The organism is Streptomyces luteolus (genome assembly GCF_029968015.1).
Classification (GTDB): Bacteria; Actinomycetota; Actinomycetes; order Streptomycetales; family Streptomycetaceae; genus Streptomyces; species Streptomyces luteolus.
Genome location: NZ_JASCIS010000019.1, coordinates 54,833 through 71,314, shown reverse-complemented (window position 1 = coordinate 71,314; position 16,482 = coordinate 54,833). Strand labels below are relative to the sequence as shown.

Annotated in this window: 11 protein-coding genes and 1 pseudogene; 7 read left to right on the top strand and 5 right to left on the bottom strand. The window is 72.3% G+C overall.

From position 1 onward, the window contains the following. The first annotated feature begins 23 nt into the window (after positions 1 to 23). From QIT00_RS19865 to QIT00_RS19835, 7 genes are all read left to right on the top strand, one after another. On the top strand, positions 24 to 317 hold the full coding sequence (locus QIT00_RS19865) for a DUF503 domain-containing protein (protein WP_282514792.1): 294 nt from the start codon (positions 24 to 26) through the stop codon (positions 315 to 317). Positions 318 to 370: 53 nt separating this feature from the next. Further along, positions 371 to 847, top strand: a complete 477-nt coding sequence (rbfA, locus tag QIT00_RS19860; RefSeq protein WP_282536659.1) for a 30S ribosome-binding factor RbfA — start codon at positions 371 to 373, stop codon at positions 845 to 847. After that, positions 844 to 1,767, top strand: a complete 924-nt coding sequence (gene truB, locus QIT00_RS19855) for a tRNA pseudouridine(55) synthase TruB (RefSeq protein ID WP_282536658.1) — start codon at positions 844 to 846, stop codon at positions 1,765 to 1,767. The genes rbfA and truB overlap by 4 nt, the downstream gene beginning before the upstream one ends. A gap of 245 nt (positions 1,768 to 2,012) precedes the next feature. Beyond that, on the top strand, positions 2,013 to 5,360 hold the full coding sequence (locus tag QIT00_RS19850) for a trypsin-like peptidase domain-containing protein (protein ID WP_282536657.1): 3,348 nt from the start codon (positions 2,013 to 2,015) through the stop codon (positions 5,358 to 5,360). A 297-nt stretch (positions 5,361 to 5,657) separates the two neighbouring features. After that, positions 5,658 to 6,602, top strand: coding sequence for a bifunctional riboflavin kinase/FAD synthetase (locus tag QIT00_RS19845; protein ID WP_282536656.1), 945 nt, complete (start codon positions 5,658 to 5,660; stop codon positions 6,600 to 6,602). A gap of 150 nt (positions 6,603 to 6,752) precedes the next feature. Then, positions 6,753 to 8,807 (top strand): hypothetical protein, encoded by a 2,055-nt coding sequence (locus QIT00_RS19840; RefSeq protein ID WP_282536655.1) that lies wholly within the window; start codon positions 6,753 to 6,755, stop codon positions 8,805 to 8,807. Next, a complete protein-coding gene (locus tag QIT00_RS19835) occupies positions 8,804 to 10,438 on the top strand; it encodes an ABC transporter substrate-binding protein (protein ID WP_282536654.1) in 1,635 nt (544 codons plus the stop codon). The genes QIT00_RS19840 and QIT00_RS19835 overlap by 4 nt, the downstream gene beginning before the upstream one ends. On the opposite strand, the gene QIT00_RS19830 is transcribed toward QIT00_RS19835, so the two are convergent. The 5 genes and pseudogenes from QIT00_RS19830 to QIT00_RS19810 form a co-directional block, all read right to left on the bottom strand. Then, complete coding sequence (locus QIT00_RS19830) at positions 10,401 to 11,414, bottom strand: ABC transporter ATP-binding protein (RefSeq protein ID WP_282536653.1); 1,014 nt, start codon at positions 11,412 to 11,414, stop codon at positions 10,401 to 10,403. The two genes, QIT00_RS19835 and QIT00_RS19830, sit on opposite strands and share 38 nt — an antisense overlap. A gap of 10 nt (positions 11,415 to 11,424) precedes the next feature. Continuing rightward, positions 11,425 to 12,520: pseudogene (locus QIT00_RS19825) on the bottom strand (ABC transporter ATP-binding protein). After that, complete coding sequence (locus tag QIT00_RS19820) at positions 12,466 to 13,404, bottom strand: ABC transporter permease (RefSeq protein ID WP_282536651.1); 939 nt, start codon at positions 13,402 to 13,404, stop codon at positions 12,466 to 12,468. The pseudogene QIT00_RS19825 and the gene QIT00_RS19820 overlap by 55 nt, the downstream one beginning before the upstream one ends. Next, positions 13,401 to 14,474 (bottom strand): ABC transporter permease, encoded by a 1,074-nt coding sequence (locus QIT00_RS19815; protein WP_282536650.1) that lies wholly within the window; start codon positions 14,472 to 14,474, stop codon positions 13,401 to 13,403. Before QIT00_RS19815 ends, QIT00_RS19820 begins: the two co-directional genes overlap by 4 nt. A gap of 15 nt (positions 14,475 to 14,489) precedes the next feature. Beyond that, positions 14,490 to 16,355, bottom strand: a complete 1,866-nt coding sequence (locus tag QIT00_RS19810) for an ABC transporter substrate-binding protein (protein WP_282536649.1) — start codon at positions 16,353 to 16,355, stop codon at positions 14,490 to 14,492. Between the last annotated feature and the right edge of the window lie 127 nt (positions 16,356 to 16,482).

The following is a 16,482-nucleotide window of genomic DNA, read 5'->3' as shown; positions in this document are numbered from 1 at the left end:
CCGGCGGGTCATCCGGACAACACATGTATGTGGGGACTCTGTCCTTCGATCTGCTCCTCGGCGACGTACGGTCCCTGAAGGAGAAGCGTTCCGTGGTCCGCCCCATCGTCGCCGAGCTGCACCGGAAATTCGCCGTGAGTGTGGCGGAGGTCGGCGAGCAGGATCTCTACCGCAGGGCCGAGATCGGAGTGGCGATGGTGTCGGGGGACACGGGGCATCTGTCGGACGTACTGGACCGGTGCGAGCGGTTGATGGCCGCCAGACCCGAGGTGGAGCTGCTGTCGGTGCGTCGGCGGCTGCACGGCGACGACGACTGACGCAGACGCACCGTTGGTACGTAGGAAAAGCAAGGAAAAAGGGAGACGGACCAGTGGCCGACAACGCGCGGGCGAAGAAGCTGGCGGACCTCGTCCGAGAGGTGGTCGCCGAGAAGCTGCAGCGCGGAATCAAGGACCCGCGCCTCGGTTCGCATGTGACGATCACCGACACCCGGGTCACCGGTGACCTGCGGGAGGCGACCGTCTTCTACACGGTCTACGGCGACGACGAGGAGCGGGCGAACGCGGCCCGCGGCCTGGAGAGCGCCAAGGGCGTGCTGCGCAGCGCGGTGGGCGCGGCGGCCGGGGTGAAGTTCACCCCGACCCTGACGTTCGTCGCGGACGCGCTGCCGGAGAACGCGAAGACCATCGAGGACCTCCTCGACAAGGCACGCGCCTCCGACCAGGCGGTGCGTGACGCGTCCTCGGGCGCCGCGTATGCCGGTGGGGCCGATCCGTACCGCAAGCCGGGCGAAGACGACGCCGACAACGCGGACGACGCAGAAGAGGCGGGCGACGGCTCCGCATGAGCAAGCAGAACAACGGCGGTGGCAGTGGCACGACGCCGGACGGCCTGATCGTCGTCGACAAGCCGTCCGGTTTCACCTCGCACGACGTCGTCGCCAAGATGCGCGGCATCGCCAGGACCCGCCGGGTCGGGCACGCCGGCACGCTCGACCCGATGGCGACCGGCGTTCTCGTGCTCGGCGTGCAGCGGGCCACGAAGCTCCTCGGCCACCTCGCGCTGACCGAGAAGGAGTACCTGGGCACGGTCCGGCTCGGCCAGAACACCGTCACCGACGACGCCGAGGGCGAGATCACCTCGTCCACCGACGCGTCCCAGGTGAAGCGGGACGCCATCGACGCCGCGATCGCCAAGCTGACCGGCGACATCATGCAGGTCCCGTCGAAGGTCAGCGCCATCAAGATCGACGGCAAGCGCTCCTACAAGCGGGCCCGCGAGGGCGAGGACTTCGAGATCCCGGCACGTCCGGTGAAGGTCTCGTCGTTCGCGGTGTACGACGTGCGGGACGCGGTCGCCGAGGACGGCACGGCGGTGCTGGATCTGGTGGTCTCCGTGGTGTGCTCCTCGGGTACGTACATCCGCGCCCTTGCCCGTGACATCGGCGCGGATCTGGGCGTCGGCGGGCATCTGACGGCGCTGCGGCGTACCCGGGTCGGCCCGTACAAGCTGGACGCGGCGCGCACCATCGACCAGCTCCAGGAGGAGTTGACGGTGATGCCGGTCGCCGAGGCCGCCGCTGCCGCGTTCCCGCGCTGGGACGTCGACGCCAAGCGGGCGCGGCTGCTCCTGAACGGGGTGCGGCTCGAACTGCCCGACGAGTACGGCTCGCAGCAGCCGGTCGGTGTGTTCGATCCGGACGGGCGGTTCGTCGCGCTCGTCGAGGGGCAGGGCGGGAAGGCGAAGAGTCTGGCCGTGTTCGGCTGAGTGCTGCGTGCTCAGTGCTGAGCGATCAGGTGGGGCGGGTCCGGTTTCCGGGCCCGCCCTTTGTCGTGGCTTCGTCGTGCGTCGTGCTCTTCGTCGTGCCCGTCGTCGTGCCTGGCGGGGTCACTCCAACGAGTAGGCGCGCGGGGTGAATCCGGGGTGCGTGAGGGGCGCATCCGGTTGATCGCCTGCGCCGCTGATCACGCTCGACCTACGGTCGGAACGCGGCTCTGGGGAGGTTCGAGGCAATGGCGGGACAGGACTCCCGGTCCGGCTGTGAGCAAGGGCTGGTCCGCATCTGCGACCTGGCCGGGCGGCCCAGAGGGGCGGGGTTCGCGGCGGACGAGCTGGGGACGGTGATCACCAGCCACGAGGCGGTCGACGGGCAGGACCGGCTTGTGCTGCACGCGGTCGACGGCCGCAGCTGGGTCGTCGACGCAGGGCAGGTCGTACCGCTGCCCGAGGCGGGTCTCGCGCTCGTCCGCACGCAGGGGCTCGACGTACGCCCGCTGCCGGTGACCGTGCGGGAGACGGTCGGGACCGGGGCGTACGTGACGATCGCGGCGCACGGCTGGCGGCAGGCGCGGGTGCTCGGCAGCGGGGCGCGGGTGACGTACGCGACCCGGGACCGGCGCCATCTGCTGCCCGGCGCACTGGAGTTGGCGGTCGGCACGGAGGGCAGCGACGCGCTGCGGGCCGGCGGGGGAGCGGCCGGTGGGCCCGTCGTCGACGCGGAGACGGGAGCGGTGCTCGCGGTGCTCGGCACGGCGCTGCTGCCGGAGGCGTACGCCTTCGGGGAGTACGGCTTCGGGGGCGCGGCGGATGCCGTGATGCTCCGGGCGCCCGGGTTCGCGGTGCCGCTGCGGCGGGCGGCGGCCGCGGATCCGGGCGGTCCGCTCGCCGAGCTGCTCGCGCGCAACGCGGCGACGGTGCCCGCGTACGGGGCGGATCTCAATGTCGCCGGGGTGCTGCAGCTGACGGCCACCTCGGTCGGGTCCGACGGGCCGCGCGAGGAGGAGCGGATCGTCGAACGGCCCGATGCGGAGGCGGAGTTCACGCGGTTCCTGGCGGGGCCGGGGCCGGGGCTGGTCCCGGGGCCGTCGGTGCTCGCGCTGGTGGGGGCGCCGGGCAGCGGGCGTACGACGGAACTCGCCGCACTCGCCCGGCGGCGCGCGCGGGGCGCCGAACCTGCCCCCACGCTGTGGCTGCGCGGCGCGGGCCTGTGGGCGGACGACGCGTCGGTGGCGGACGCGGTGGCGCGGGCCCTCAAGGACGCGGGACGGATCGTGGCGGCGTCCGGGGAGGGCGTGCGGGACGGCGGCAGGTCCGGGCAGGAGCGGGAGCTCGGGGACATCTCGGCGGACCGGGTGACCCGGCTCGTACGGGACGCGGGAGTGCCCCTGCTCGTCCTGCTCGACTCCCCGGAGGAGATGCCGCCCGTCCTCGCCCACCGGCTCGCCGAGTGGACGACCGGCAGCGCGGCCTGGCTGCGCAGCACGGGCAGCCGCCTGGTCGTGGCCTGCCGCAGCGAGTACTGGGAGCAGGCGGGGTGGCTGTTTCCGGCAGGGGATTTGTACGGCGCTGGGGCGGGCGGCGCGGCTGTCGGGCGGGGCGTGGTCGGGGAGTTGGGGGCGGCGCCTTCCGGCCCGTCGGCGTTCGCGGAGCGGGCGGTGTGGGTGGATCCGTCGGGGGCGGCGCGGGCGGGCGTGCGGGGCGCGGGGCCGGTGGAGGGGCGGGGGCGTACCCGCCGCGCCGGGCAGGCGACGGGGCTGCCGCCCTGCGTGCCGCTCGGGCCGCTCGATCCGGCGCAGGCCGCACGCGCCCGGGAGGGGTACGGGATTCCGGACGGCGCCGTGTCGGACGGGGATGCCGGGCATCCGTTGGCGCTGCGCCTGCTGGCCGAGGTGCGGGCGGCCGTGGCGGGGGAGCCGGAGGGGCGGCCGGGGCGGGAGGAGATCCTCGGGGCGTATCTCGACCTGCTGTGCCTGCGGGTCGCCGTGCGGGTGGCCGCCCCCCATCGCGTACGCGGTACGGCCGTACGGCGGCTCGCCGCGCAGGTCGCCGGGCGGGTGCACGACGCGGCCCGGCGGTGCCTGGGGCCGGGGCAGGGGGAGCTGGACCGGGCGTCGTTCGAGGCGGTCTTCCCGTGGTCCAGCGGTTTTGCCTCGGCCGTGCTCACCGAAGGGCTGCTCGTGCCGGCCGGGGGCGGCTACCGGTTCGCGCACGAGGAGCTGGCCGACTGGATCCAGGGCGCGCACCTCGACCTCGACGGAGCGCTGCACTCGCTGGTGCACCGGTGGCGAGGCGGAGGGGGCGACGGGGACGGGCGGCCGCTGCCCGTGCCCCGGCACCGGATCGGGCCCGTCGTGGAGGCGCTGCTGCTGCTCGGACGGCAGCAGAGCAGTGCTCAACTCGGCGCCCGCCTGGTCGAGTTGGCGGAGGCGCTGGACGATGTCACGGACGGTACGGGGGCAGGGGCAGGGGCAGGGGTACGGGCGAGGCCGCGGTCCCTGGCCGGGGGGCGGGGTGGCGCGCGGGCCACGAGCCGGCAGCGGACCGACGCCGGCTGGTGGGCCGTGCACCTGCTGTCCGACGTACTGCTGCGGGTGCCGGACGCCCGGCCGTACCTCGGCGTGCTGCGGCTGCTCGCCGAGCGGATCGCGCGGCGCGGCACCACGGGCGAGGCGCTGTGCGACGGGTTCGAGGTGTTCGCGCCCGCGTTCTGGCGGCGGCTCGCACTGCCCGACGCGGACCGGATGGACCTGCTGCGCCGCCTCGTCGTGGCCGACCCGGAACCCGGCACCGAGGGCGGCGGCGACCGCTTCCTGGACGCCGTCGGGGAGTGGCTGCGGGACGCGCCCGGCACCGTGCAGCCGCTGCTCACGCTGTGGTTCACGGACGAGCGGGCGCTGCACGCCGCGCCGGACGCCACCGTCGCGCGCGCCGCGCAGGCGCTCCTGCACACCCACCGGCACCGCTCCCTCGACGGACTCACCGAGGCCCTCGCCGACTGCTCGCACCGGCGCGGCGACGAGCTGCTGGCCGCGCTCGCCGAGGAGGAGCCGTCGGCGGTCTGCCGGGCCGTGGACCGCTGGGCGCACGACGCGCGTGCGGACCGGCGGGTCGCGGCGGCCGCGTGCGCGCTGCGGACCGCGCCGTACGTACGGGCCGACGCCGACCGCGCCCTGCTGCGGTACGCGGCCCTCGCCCTGCTCGCCCGGCCTGCCGACTGCGCGCTGCACGGCGCGGCCCTGGCGCTGCTCGTCCGCGACCCGGAGACCCGCGACCGGCATCTGCCGCTCGCGCTGCGCCGGTTCGCGGCGGGGGATCCGCAGCTGCCGGCGAGCGCGCTGGCCGTCGCGGTCGGTACGCATCCTCAGGCCGTGCTCGGCGCGTTCCGGGAGCGGCTGCGGGAGCCGGGGCCGGTGTCTGTGGATGTACTGGGGGCGCTGGCCGAGATGCCGGATCTCGGGCTCTCGGGGCGGATCGCCGAGCTTGTGCGGGAGTTTCTGGAGGTGCGGCCGGAGGGGGTGGAGGAGGTACGGAGGGTGTTGCCGGAACTGGTCCCGCACCGTCGGATGGGCGCGCCCAGCTGAGTTTCCCCACCCCGCCCCTTCCCGAAAGTCCTGCGGACAGCCACGGGGCTCCGCCCCGGACCCCGCTCCTCAATCGCCGGAGGGGCTGAAATTCAGCCCCTCTGGGGGCACCTCCCAGCGGTAGCTGGGGGAGATTGAGGAGGCCCGTCCGGCAGGACTTTCGGGAAGGGGCGGGGCGGGGAGAAAGCCGGTTGCGTGCCCGAACAGCAGCCGATGCGAAGGCCCGCCCCGCGGCATGGCACTCTTAGACCTGCGCAATCAACAGGACGTAATCGGGTTCGGCGAGGAGCAAACACCGTGCAGCGCTGGCGAGGCTTGGAGGACATCCCCGAGGACTGGGGGCGCAGCGTCGTCACCATCGGTTCCTACGACGGGGTGCACCGCGGTCACCAGCTGATCATCGGGCGGGCCGTGGAGCGGGCCCGTGAGCTCGGCGTGCCCGCCGTCGTCGTGACCTTCGACCCGCACCCCAGCGAGGTCGTGCGCCCCGGCAGCCACCCGCCGCTGCTCGCCCCGCACCACCGCCGGGCCGAGCTGATGGCCGAGCTGGGCGTGGACGCGCTGCTCATCCTGCCGTTCACCGCCGAGTTCTCCCGGCTCGCGCCCGCCGACTTCGTCGTGAAGGTGCTCGTGGACAAGCTGCACGCGCGCGTGGTCGTAGAAGGCCCCAACTTCCGCTTCGGGCACAAGGCCGCGGGCGATGTGACGCTCCTCGCCGAGCTCGGCGGCCCGTACGACTACGAGGTCGAGCTCGTCGACCTGTTCGTCAGCGGCGAGGCCGGGGGCGGCGCGCCGTTCTCCTCCACGCTGACGCGTCGGCTCGTCGCCGAAGGCGATGTGGCCGGAGCTGCCGAGATCCTCGGCCGGCCGCACCGCGTCGAGGGCGTCGTCGTGCGCGGCGCGCAGCGCGGCCGCGAGCTGGGCTTCCCCACGGCGAACGTGGAGACGCTGCCGCACACCGCGATCCCCGCCGACGGGGTGTACGCGGGCTGGCTGCACGCCGACGGCGAGCGGATGCCCGCCGCGATCTCGGTCGGCACCAACCCGCAGTTCGACGGCACGACCCGCACCGTCGAGGCGTACGCGATCGACCGCGTCGGCCTCGACCTGTACGGGCAGCATGTCGCCGTCGACTTCCTGGCGTTCGTACGCGGCCAGCAGACCTTCGACTCCATCGACGGGCTGCTCGTGGCCATCGCCGACGACGTGAAGCGCTGCCAGGAGATCCTCGGGCGCTCCTGACGCCCCCCACGGGCCCCTCCCCGCCCCTCTGCAAGCGCTTCCGCAGGACCGCTCGAACGGTTCGAACGGTTCGAACGCAATTCCCGAACTGCGTTTCTCCGTACGGGAATTGAGGCATCCTAAGCGCACAGCGGCGGGGGAGGGGGAGCTGTGGCGCAGGATGCGTGGGCGGGGACGTCGCAGCGGGACGTCCTGGTGGCCCGGTGGGTGCAGGAGCGGCTCGCCACGCAGGACCGCGACGCACCCGAGGCCCGCCATCCGCTGCTGCTGCTCGGCGGCCGCGGCTCCGGCAAGAGCACTCTGCTCGCCCATCTGAAGTGGCTCGGCCAGCACACCCACACCGCGCACCTCGACCTGGCGCAGCTCGACGACGGGCAGCGCGGCACCGCCGACGTCCTCACCGAGGTCGCCTTCCAGCTCAGCGCCGCGACGCCCAGCTTTCCGGGCCTTCGGCTGCCCGCGTCCGGGGTGCTCGCGCTCGCCCTGGCCGTCGAGACCGACCCGGGCAACCGGGCGCGCGCCGTGCAGCAGATCCGTACGGCGCTCGACGAGGGGCGGGCCGAGGAGGAGTCCGGGGCGCTGCTGCTCTCGCTCCTGGAGGCGGCCGCGACGGTCGCCGGGCTGCCGCCGCTCGCCATGGCCGCGCTGCCGCTCGTGCGCGGCGGCCGCAAGGTGTGGGGCATGACGCTCGCCAAGCACCGGCTGCGGCGCGCCGTCAACGGCCTCGGCGGCGGCCCGCCCGCCTCGCCCGAGGAGTTCCTCGTCAGCCTCAACCACGGCTTCCGGCACGGCACTTCGGCCCAGCGCGCCGAGGCCGAGGACGTGCTGACGCGGGCCTTCCTCGCCGACCTGGAGCGGGCGTACGCCGACGGCGAGGCCGGCGAGCGGACCCTGCGCTGCCTCGTCCTGCTCGACGACGCGGACAACACCCTCGGCGACACTTTCCTCGAAGCTCTCGACGCCGCCCGGCAGGCCCGCCGCGCCCCGGACCCGCTGGTCGTCGTCGCCGCCGCGCGGTCCCGGCCGCAGGTCCTGGAGAACCGCGAGCCCGGCCTCGTACCGCACGGCGCCTACCTGGAGTGCTGGCGCGGCGCCGACGACCCCGAGGGGGCCGCGTTCGTGCCCCGGCGGATCGGCGGGCGGCTCGACGTCGCGCAGCTGCGGCCGCTCGACCGGGACGAGGTCGGCGAGTTCGCGCAGCGCGTTGTGAGGACGCTGCCCCGGGCCGCCGTGCACGGCATCTCGCGGCCCGGCGCCTGGCTCGGCCGTGTGCTCTACGAGCTGACCGGCGGCCAACCCCTCGCCACCGCCGCCGCGTTGACGTCCCTCGCCACCACCTTCGAGCCCGACGAGCCGGTGCTCCACCGTCTCCGGCAGGTCTTCGCCGCAGACGGGCGGCACGCCGTCGCGGGACCGGTGCTCGGCCGGCTCCTCGGCGAGCCCTCCGCCGCCGACCGGCGGGCCCTGCCGCGCGCCGCCGCCTCGGTGTCCCCGGGCCAGGCCGTCGCCGCCGACGTCCTGTGGGGCAGCAGCACCAACCTGCGCGAGCGGGTGGCCGAGGCGGCCCGGGACGACCTGCGCACCGAGACCGCCCTCGTCGACGGCGAGCACGTCGCCGTCCTGCCCCGGGTCGTCCGCCGCCTCCTCCTGCACGAACTCGCCCGCGAGGAGGGCGACGAACGCGCCCGCACCTGGCCCTGGACCTACCAGGCCCTGCGCCTGGCCGCCGCCGGGCCCGAGGGCACGGGCGCGCTCCGCGACCTCGCGTACTGCCGCCTCGCCGAGGGCGACGTCCCCGGCGCGACCCGGCTCCTGCACGAGGCGTTCCAGGAGGTGCGGGCCGGCACCCGCGAGGCCGAGGACTGGTGCCGCGCCCTGTCCTGGGTCCAGCGGGCCCCGCGCCGCCGCCTGCACACCGCCGACGACGCCGGTTCCGAGTACGAGCGGCGCTGCGCCGAGGTCGAGCCCGGACTGCCCGAGGAGCAGCACCCCGTCGCCCGCCTCCTCATCGCCGGACAGCTCACCCTGCACCCCACGGCCGACCCGTACGCCGAGCTCTGGTCCGACCCGCTCGGCGATCCGCTGGCTGAGCTGCACGGCGTGATCGTGGAGCAACTGGAGCGGCTGCGCGGGCAGTTGAGGGCCTTCCGGCAGTGGCAGACGCTCGACGACCGGATGCGCCTCTACCGAAAGGAGCCGTGGTGACGGATCCGCAGGCCTCCCCGCCGATGCCGCCCTGGACGCCGCCGAGCGCCGCCCGGCCGAGGAGCTGGTACGTCAAGTGGGCCCTGCTCGCCGCGGCGTTGCTCGCGTACGGCGTGTACTTCTTCGCCGGTGACACCTGGGGCACGCGCGCGTACGCCTTCGACCGGTGTGCCGACGGCGTGTGGGAGGAGGGGCCCGACGACGAGTGCGTGGGGGTGACCGACGGGACGTTCTCGTTCGACGACTCCCTCGACCACATCACCGAGGACATCCGCGAGGCCAACCAGAACGTCGAGAAGTCCGGCAAGCGCTGGGTGACCGTGGCGTACGTCCACCCGCTCACCATCGGCTCCGCCGACGACAAGGACGACAACGCGGCGCTGCAGGAGCTGGAGGGCGCCTACGCCGCGCAGGACGAGCTCAACAACCGGCAGGGCACCGTGCCCCGCATCAAGGTGGCGATCGCCAACACCGGTTCGGGCGGCAAGCAGTGGGAGGCGGTGGCGGAACGGCTCTTGGAGCTGAAGGAGGACCGCGAGCATCCGCTTGTCGCGGTCACCGGCTTCGGACCGTCGTACGAGACCACGAAGAGCCTCGTCGACCGCCTGCGGGAGGCGGAGCTGCCGATGGTCGGCGCGACCTCCACCGCGGACGAGCTGGCCGACGCGAAAGAGCCCGGCTTCTTCCGCGTCACCAACCCCAACAAGAAGCAGGCCTCCGCGATCGTGCGGCACCTCGTCGAGGAGCAGCGGCGGAAGGGCTCCTACCGAGTGGCGATGATCAAGGACCGCAACACGGGTGAGGCGTACAGCAGATCGCTCAGCGAGGGCTTCGAGGAGCAGGCGAGGAAGCAGGGCCTGCGCCTCGAACCGCTCGGGCTTTCCTACGAGGCGGGCGCGCCCGCCCTCGCCAACGCCTTCGGCTCCATCGCGGACCGGGTCTGCCGGCACGAGCCGGACGCCGTGTACTTCGCGGGCCGCGGCCGTGAGCTGCGGCAGTTCATCAAGGCCATGAGCGTCACCGGCCGGCAGTGCGGGGTCACCGTGTTCACCGGCGACGACGCGGTGAGCATCTACGCCGACGGGATGGAGAGCAAGGAGAAGTTGGCGGAGCTCACCGAGGACTGGCGGCGCAGCGCCGTCAAGGTCCGCTTCACCGGGCTCGCCCACCCCGGCATGTGGCGCGAGGACGCCGACGGCAAGGGCTATCCGCAGGGCAAGGACCCGTTCCCCGCGTTCGCCGCGCGCTACGAGAAGCTGACCGGACGGGACCGCGCCAAGCTGGACGACGGGCAGGTCATCGCCGTGTACGACGCGATGCTCGTCGCCGGGAAGGCCATCCAGGACGTGTGGACCCACGAGCCGTCCGATTCCTCTTCCGGTGGAAAGGACGACGGCAAGGGCGGCTCGGGCGCCGATCTGCCGTGGCCGCCGAAGGAGCCGCCCCACCTCGCCGTCCGCCAGATGCTGCTGCAGATCAAGAAGGGCAACGAGGCGGCGGGGCTGAGCGGACTCATCCACTTCGCGGACGACGGCAACCCGGTGCAGAAGCCCCTGCCGCTCGTGGAGCTCCTCCCGACCGGGGAGTTCCGCTTCACGGAGCGGGAGACGCCTCCGGGCCCTGCGGGGTGACGGCTCTGGCCGCCCAGTGACACGCGGCCTGCGTCCGGTGCTCGGCCGACAGCACCGGCAGGTCCTTCGTACGGCAGGCGTCCGCGACGCCCGCGCGCTCCGCCTCGCCCGAGGCGAGGACCTGGCAGCGCGCGTGGAAGCGGCAGCCGCCGGGGATGCGCGTCGGGTCCGGCGGCTCGCCGGTCAGCACGACCGGCTCCCCGGGCGCCTCCGGCAGCACCGACAACAGGGCCTGGGTGTACGGGTGTTGAGGAGAAGTGAGCACTTCCTCGACGGTGCCCGTCTCCACCACCCGGCCCAGATACATCACCGCCACCCGGTCCCCGATGTTCCAGGCGAGGCCCAGGTCATGCGTCACGACGAGGGCCGACAGGCCGAGCTCCTCGCGCAGCGAGAGCAGCAGTGCGAGGATCTCGCCGCGCACCGACGCGTCAAGGGACGCCACCGGCTCGTCCGCGACGATCAGTTCGGGGTCGAGGACGAGCGCCCCGGCGATCACGACGCGCTGGCGCTGGCCGCCGGACAGCTCGTGCGGGTAGCGCTGGAAGAACCGCTCCGGGGGCCGCAGCCCGGCCCGCGCCAGGGCCTCGGCGACCTTCGCCTGCTCGTCGCCCGCGTACCCGTGCACCCGCAGTCCCTCGGCCACGGCCTCGTACACCGTGTGCCTCGGGTTGAGGGAGCCGCTGGGGTCCTGGAGGACGAGCTGCACGCGGTTGCGGTACGCCTTCAGGGAGCGGGAGTCGTACGACAAGGGGGCGCCGTCGAAGGTGATGTGGCCTGCGGTCGGCTTCTCCAGGCCCAGGAGGGTGCGGGCCAGGGTGGTCTTTCCGCAGCCGGACTCGCCTACCAGGGCTACGATTTCGCCCTTTCCGAGGGCCAGGTGGACGCCGTCGACGGCTCGGGCGCTTCCGCTGCCGCGTCGGCCGGGGAAGGTGACGTGCACGTCGGCTGCGCTGAGCAAGGTTGACTCGGTCATTGTCCGTCCTTCAGTTGCCCGGCACCGGGGTGCTGTGCCCACCCGTTCCGCCCCTGGCGGACCAGCTGCCCACAGCGGGGGAGGGGAAAGTCCTGCCACAACGGTCAGACATGCAGGCACGCCGCCTGCCAGTCCCGCTCGCCCCTCAACTCCTGGTCCTCCACCGAGCAAGCCTCGATCGCCACCGGGCACCGTGGGTGGAACGTGCAGCCGGACGGCAGGTCCGAGGGGTCCGGTGGGTCGCCCGCCAGGCCGCGGGGGGCGTGCCGGGAGGACGGGTCGCCGATGCGGGGGAACGCGGCCGAGAGCGCCTTCCCGTACGGGTGGCGGGCCGCGGCGTAGACCTCGGAGGCCGGGCCCTGCTCCACGACGCGGCCCGCGTACATCACCGCGAGCCGGTCGCAGGTGTCGGCGAGGACCGCGAGGTCATGGCTGATCATGATCAGGCCGACGTCCTGCTCGGCCACCAACTGCTCGATCAGGCGCAGGATCTGGGCCTGGATCATCACGTCGAGCGCGGTCGTCGGCTCGTCCGCGACGATCAGCTTCGGGTCGCAGGCAAGGGCCATCGCGATCATCACGCGCTGCCGCTGCCCGCCGGAGAGCTCATGCGGGTACGCGTCCGCGCGGGACGCGGGCAGGCCCACGTGTTCCAGGAGTCCGGTGACCTTCTTGCGTACGCCCGAAGCAGGCACCGTCCCGTGGATCAGCATGGGCTCGGCGATCTGGTCGCCGACGCGGTGCACCGCGTTCAGGGAGTGCATCGCGCCCTGGAACACGATGGAGGCGCCCGCCCAGCGCACCGCGCGAAGGCGGCCCCACTTCATGGTGAGGACGTCCTCGCCGTCGAGCAGCACCTCCCCGGTGAGCTTCGCGCCCGCGGGCAGCAGCCGCAGCAGTGCCAGGGCGAGCGTGGACTTGCCGCAGCCGGACTCGCCCGCGATGCCGAGCTTCTGGCCCGCCTCCAGGGTGAGGTCCACTCCGCGCACGGCGGCGGCCCCGGAGTCGTACGTGACCGTCAGGTCCTTGATGTCCAGGAGTGGTGCGGTGGTCAACGGGACGCCCCCAGCCTCGGGTTGAGCACGGACTCGACGGCGCGGCCGCAGAGCGTGAAGGACAGGGCCACCAGGGCGATGGCGATACCGGGCGGCATCACGTACCACCACTTCGTCGTCGCACCCGAGTCGCGCGCGTCCTGCAGCAGACCGCCCCACGACGTGACCGTCGGGTCGCCGAGGCCGAGGAACGCGAGCGTGGCCTCCGTCAGCACCGCCGAGGAGATGACCAGGGTGGTCTGGGCGAGGACCAGCGGCATCACGTTCGGCAGCACGTGCCGGGTCATGATGTGGCTGTGCCCGCCGCCGAGCGCCTTCGCGCGTTCGATGTACGGGCGGGACTCCACGGCGAGGGTCTGCGCCCGTACGAGCCGGGCCGTGGTGGGCCAGGTGGTGACGCCGATGGCGAGGATGATCGTCCAGATCGACCGGGACAGCACACTGGCCAGGGCGATCGCCAGGACCAGCGTCGGCATCACCAGGAACCAGTCGGTGACGCGCATGATCACCGTCGAGTACCAGCCCTTGTAGTGCCCGGCCGTGATGCCGATCAGGGTGCCGATCGCGACGGACAGCGCCGCGGCGAGGAAGCCCACCGTGAGCGAGAAGCGCGCACCCCAGATCAGCAGCCCGAGCATCGAGCGCCCGTCCTTGTCGGTGCCGAGCAGGAACTCCCCGCTGGGAGCTTCGAGGGGCTTGCCCGGCGCCTTCGTCACGCTCTGCACGTCCGCGCCGACGAGCAGCGGGGCGAGCAGCGCGAGCAGGACGAACAGGGCGAGCGCGGCGAGCCCGAACAGGCCCGCGCGGTGCGTGCGGTACTGCCGCCAGAAGCGGGCCACCGAGCGGCGGCGGCGCTCGCGGGCGAGCGTGCGGGGGCTCTTCGCGGCCGCGTCTTTCGCGGGGGCGTCCTTCGTGGACGCGTCGGTCGTGGTCATCGGCCCACCCGGGGGTCGAGCAGCGGATAGATCAGGTCGGCCAGGGTGTTCATCAGGATCACACCGGCCGCGAAGACGAAGAACAGGCCCTGGAGCAGCGGGAGATCGGGGATCGAGAGGGCCTCGTAGAAGAGTCCGCCGAGGCCCGGCCAGGAGAACACCGTCTCGACCAGGATCTGCCCCGCCACCACATGCCCGAGGTTCACGAACATCAGCGTCACCGTGGGAAGCAGCGCGTTGGGCACGGCATGGCGGCGCCGTACGAGGGTGTCGCGCAGGCCCTTCGCGCGGGCCGTCGTCAGATAGTCGCTGCCCATCTCGTCGAGCAGCGAGGACCGCATCACGAGCAGCGTCTGCGCGTACCCCACCGCGACCAGGGTGACCACCGGAAGGACCATGTGGTGGGCCACGTCCAGGGCGTGCGCGAGGCCCGTGGAGCCGTCGCCGGTCTCCATCAGGCCGGTGGGGAACAGGCCGGGGACGAAGCCGACGCCGACCGCGAACACATTGATCAGCATCAGGCCGAGCCAGAACGACGGCACCGAGTAGAGCGTCAGCGACAGGCCCGTGTTGAAGCGGTCGCCGAGCCCGCCGTTGCGCCACGCGGAGCGGGTGCCGAGCCAGACCCCGATCAGCGAGTACAGGACGAAGGCCGTGCCGGTGAGCAGCAGCGTCGCCGGAAGCCGGTCCCAGATCAACTCGCCCACGGGATCGTGGAGTTGGTACGAGTTGCCGAAGTCGCCCCGCAGCGCCTGGCCGCAGTACTGCGTGAACTGCTCCCACAGCGGCTTGTCGATGCCGAACTGGCGGCGCAGCGCCTGCAGTTGCTCCTCGGAGACCGCCCGGCCGTGCGTGATGGTGCGCACCGGGTCGCCGGGGATGATCCGGAACAGGAAGAAGCTCGTGACGAGCACGGCGAACAGCGACACCGCCGCGCCGACGAGCTTGCCCGCCCCGTATCTCAGATAGGCGACGGTGTCACGGGCGCGGGGCCCGCGGGCCGACGGCCCGGCCGGAGCCGGGCCGTCGGGGTCCGCGAGCGCGGTGGTGCTGGTGGAGGCATCGGTCATGGAACGGTTCCGCCCCTATTCGCGTTCTTCCGCGGTGGCACGACGGCGCAGCGCCACGAACGCCACGGCACCGATGAGGACGACCGCGCCAGCGGCGATGCCGATCACCACACCGGCCGACGTACCGCCGTCGGAGCCCGCCTCCGAGTCCGCCGGAACCGCCGACCACCAGCTCCAATAGCCGTCCTGGCCATAGATGTTGCCGGCGTCCGAGGGCATCGTGGTGATCGACTTGATCTGGTCCGTGCGGTACGCCTCGACGGCGTTCGGGTACGCGAGGATGTTCATGTACCCGGTGTCGTAGAGCCGCGACTGCATCTGCTTGACCAGGTCCTGGCGCTTGGCCGGGTCGTACTCGGCCTGCTGCTTCGCGTACAGGTCGTCGTACTTCTTGTCGCAGATGAAGTTGTCGGTCGGGGACGTGGCGCCCGGCTTGGACGGGAGCGCGCTGCAGATGTGCAGCGACAGGACGTAGTCCGGGTCGGGGTTGACCGACCAGCCGTCGAAGGCCAGGTCGTACTCACCCGCGTACCAGGGGTCGGTGACGTTGTCGAGGCACTGCACCTCAAGGCCGATACCGAGTTCGCCCCACCACTCCTTGAGGTAGTTGCCGATCGACTTGTCCATCGGGTCGGTGGCGTGGCACAGAATACGGAAGTCGAGCGGCTTTCCGTCCTTGCCTACGCGCTTTCCGTCACCGTTCTTCTTGTAGCCCGCCTCGTCGAGGAGTTGGGCGGCCTTCTTCGGGTCGTGTGCGAGTTTCTGGTCCGCGGCCGGCTTCCAGAAGTAGTCCGAGAAACGCGGCGGGATATATCCCTCGCCCACGACGGCGTGGCCCTGGAACACCTTGTCGACGATCGTCTCGCGGTCGACGGCGAGGAAAAGGGCCTGGCGCACCTTCTGGTCGAGCAGGGCCGGATGGCCGTCGCCGAATTTCTTGCCGTCCTTGGTCTGCGCACCCGGATTCGTGGCGAGTGCGAAGAAACGGCGGCCCGGCGCGTCATTGACCTTGACGTTCGGGACGTTCTTCAACTCCGCCGCCTGCGCCGGGGTCAGTGAGGGCTGACCTGCGACGAAGGACACCTCGCCCTTCTTCAGGGCGGCCACGGCGGCGTCCTGGTCCTTGTACGTCTTGAAGACCAGCTCGTCGAACTTCGGAGCGCCGCGCCAGAAGTCCTTGTTCGGCTCCAGCTTGACGTACTTGTCCTTCTTGTAGTCCGTGAGGATGAAGGGGCCGTTGCCGACGATCGGGAACTTGTCGTCGTTGTTGAACTTCCCGAAGTCCTCGACCTTCTCCCATTCGTGCTTGGGCACGATCGGGACATCGAGGGACGTCATGGTCGCCTGCGGCTTCTTCAGTTCGATGACCAGCTTATCCGGCGAAGGAGCCGTCACTTTCTTGAAGTTGGTGACATAGCTGGCATTGACCGTGGCGGCGCCCTCGTCCGTCATGATCTTGTTGAACGTCCACGCCGCATCCTCGGCGGTGGCCTGCTTGCCGTCGGACCACTTCGAGTCCTTGCGGATCGTGTACGTCCAGGTCAGCTTGTCCGCGGACGGCTCCCATTTCGTCGCGAGCCCCGGGACCGTGTGGCTGTCCTTCGGGTCGTAGTTCGTCAGGTACTCGTACATCAGCTTGTGGATGCTCGTACTGACGAGCCGCTGGGCGAGGAACGGGCTGAGCGAGTCGACGCTCTGCGCCACCGCGACCGTCAGCGTCTTCTTGCCGGTGCTCTCCGCCTGCGCCTCGTCGGGCGCCGGATTGAGCGGCGAGGCGAGTCCGGCGGTGAGGGTGAGGGCCGCGGCGCCGGAGCCGAGCAGCACGCGGACGCGACGGGGTGATCTTCTTCTCGGCGGTACGTGCTGAACTCTTGTGTCCATGGGCAGTTGACCTCGCGTAGATGCTCGCTCAGAAAGGCGGACGTACTGCGGGACGTACTGGATGACATCGGGTGCCATGCGATGCCATGCGGTGCCATGCGGAACAGCTCAGTTGGATGAGGTGTGT

Excerpts from the sequence above, each read along its gene's own strand:
- QIT00_RS19865 (WP_282514792.1), top strand. The coding sequence starts at position 24 with ATGTATGTGGGGACTCTGTCCTTCGATCTGCTCCTCGGCGACGTACGG.
- truB (WP_282536658.1), top strand. The coding sequence starts at position 844 with ATGAGCAAGCAGAACAACGGCGGTGGCAGTGGCACGACGCCGGACGGC.
- QIT00_RS19850 (WP_282536657.1), top strand. The coding sequence starts at position 2,013 with ATGGCGGGACAGGACTCCCGGTCCGGCTGTGAGCAAGGGCTGGTCCGC.
- QIT00_RS19830 (WP_282536653.1), bottom strand. The coding sequence starts at position 11,414 with ATGACCGAGTCAACCTTGCTCAGCGCAGCCGACGTGCACGTCACCTTC.
- QIT00_RS19820 (WP_282536651.1), bottom strand. The coding sequence starts at position 13,404 with ATGACCACGACCGACGCGTCCACGAAGGACGCCCCCGCGAAAGACGCG.
- QIT00_RS19815 (WP_282536650.1), bottom strand. The coding sequence starts at position 14,474 with ATGACCGATGCCTCCACCAGCACCACCGCGCTCGCGGACCCCGACGGC.
- QIT00_RS19810 (WP_282536649.1), bottom strand. The coding sequence starts at position 16,355 with ATGGACACAAGAGTTCAGCACGTACCGCCGAGAAGAAGATCACCCCGT.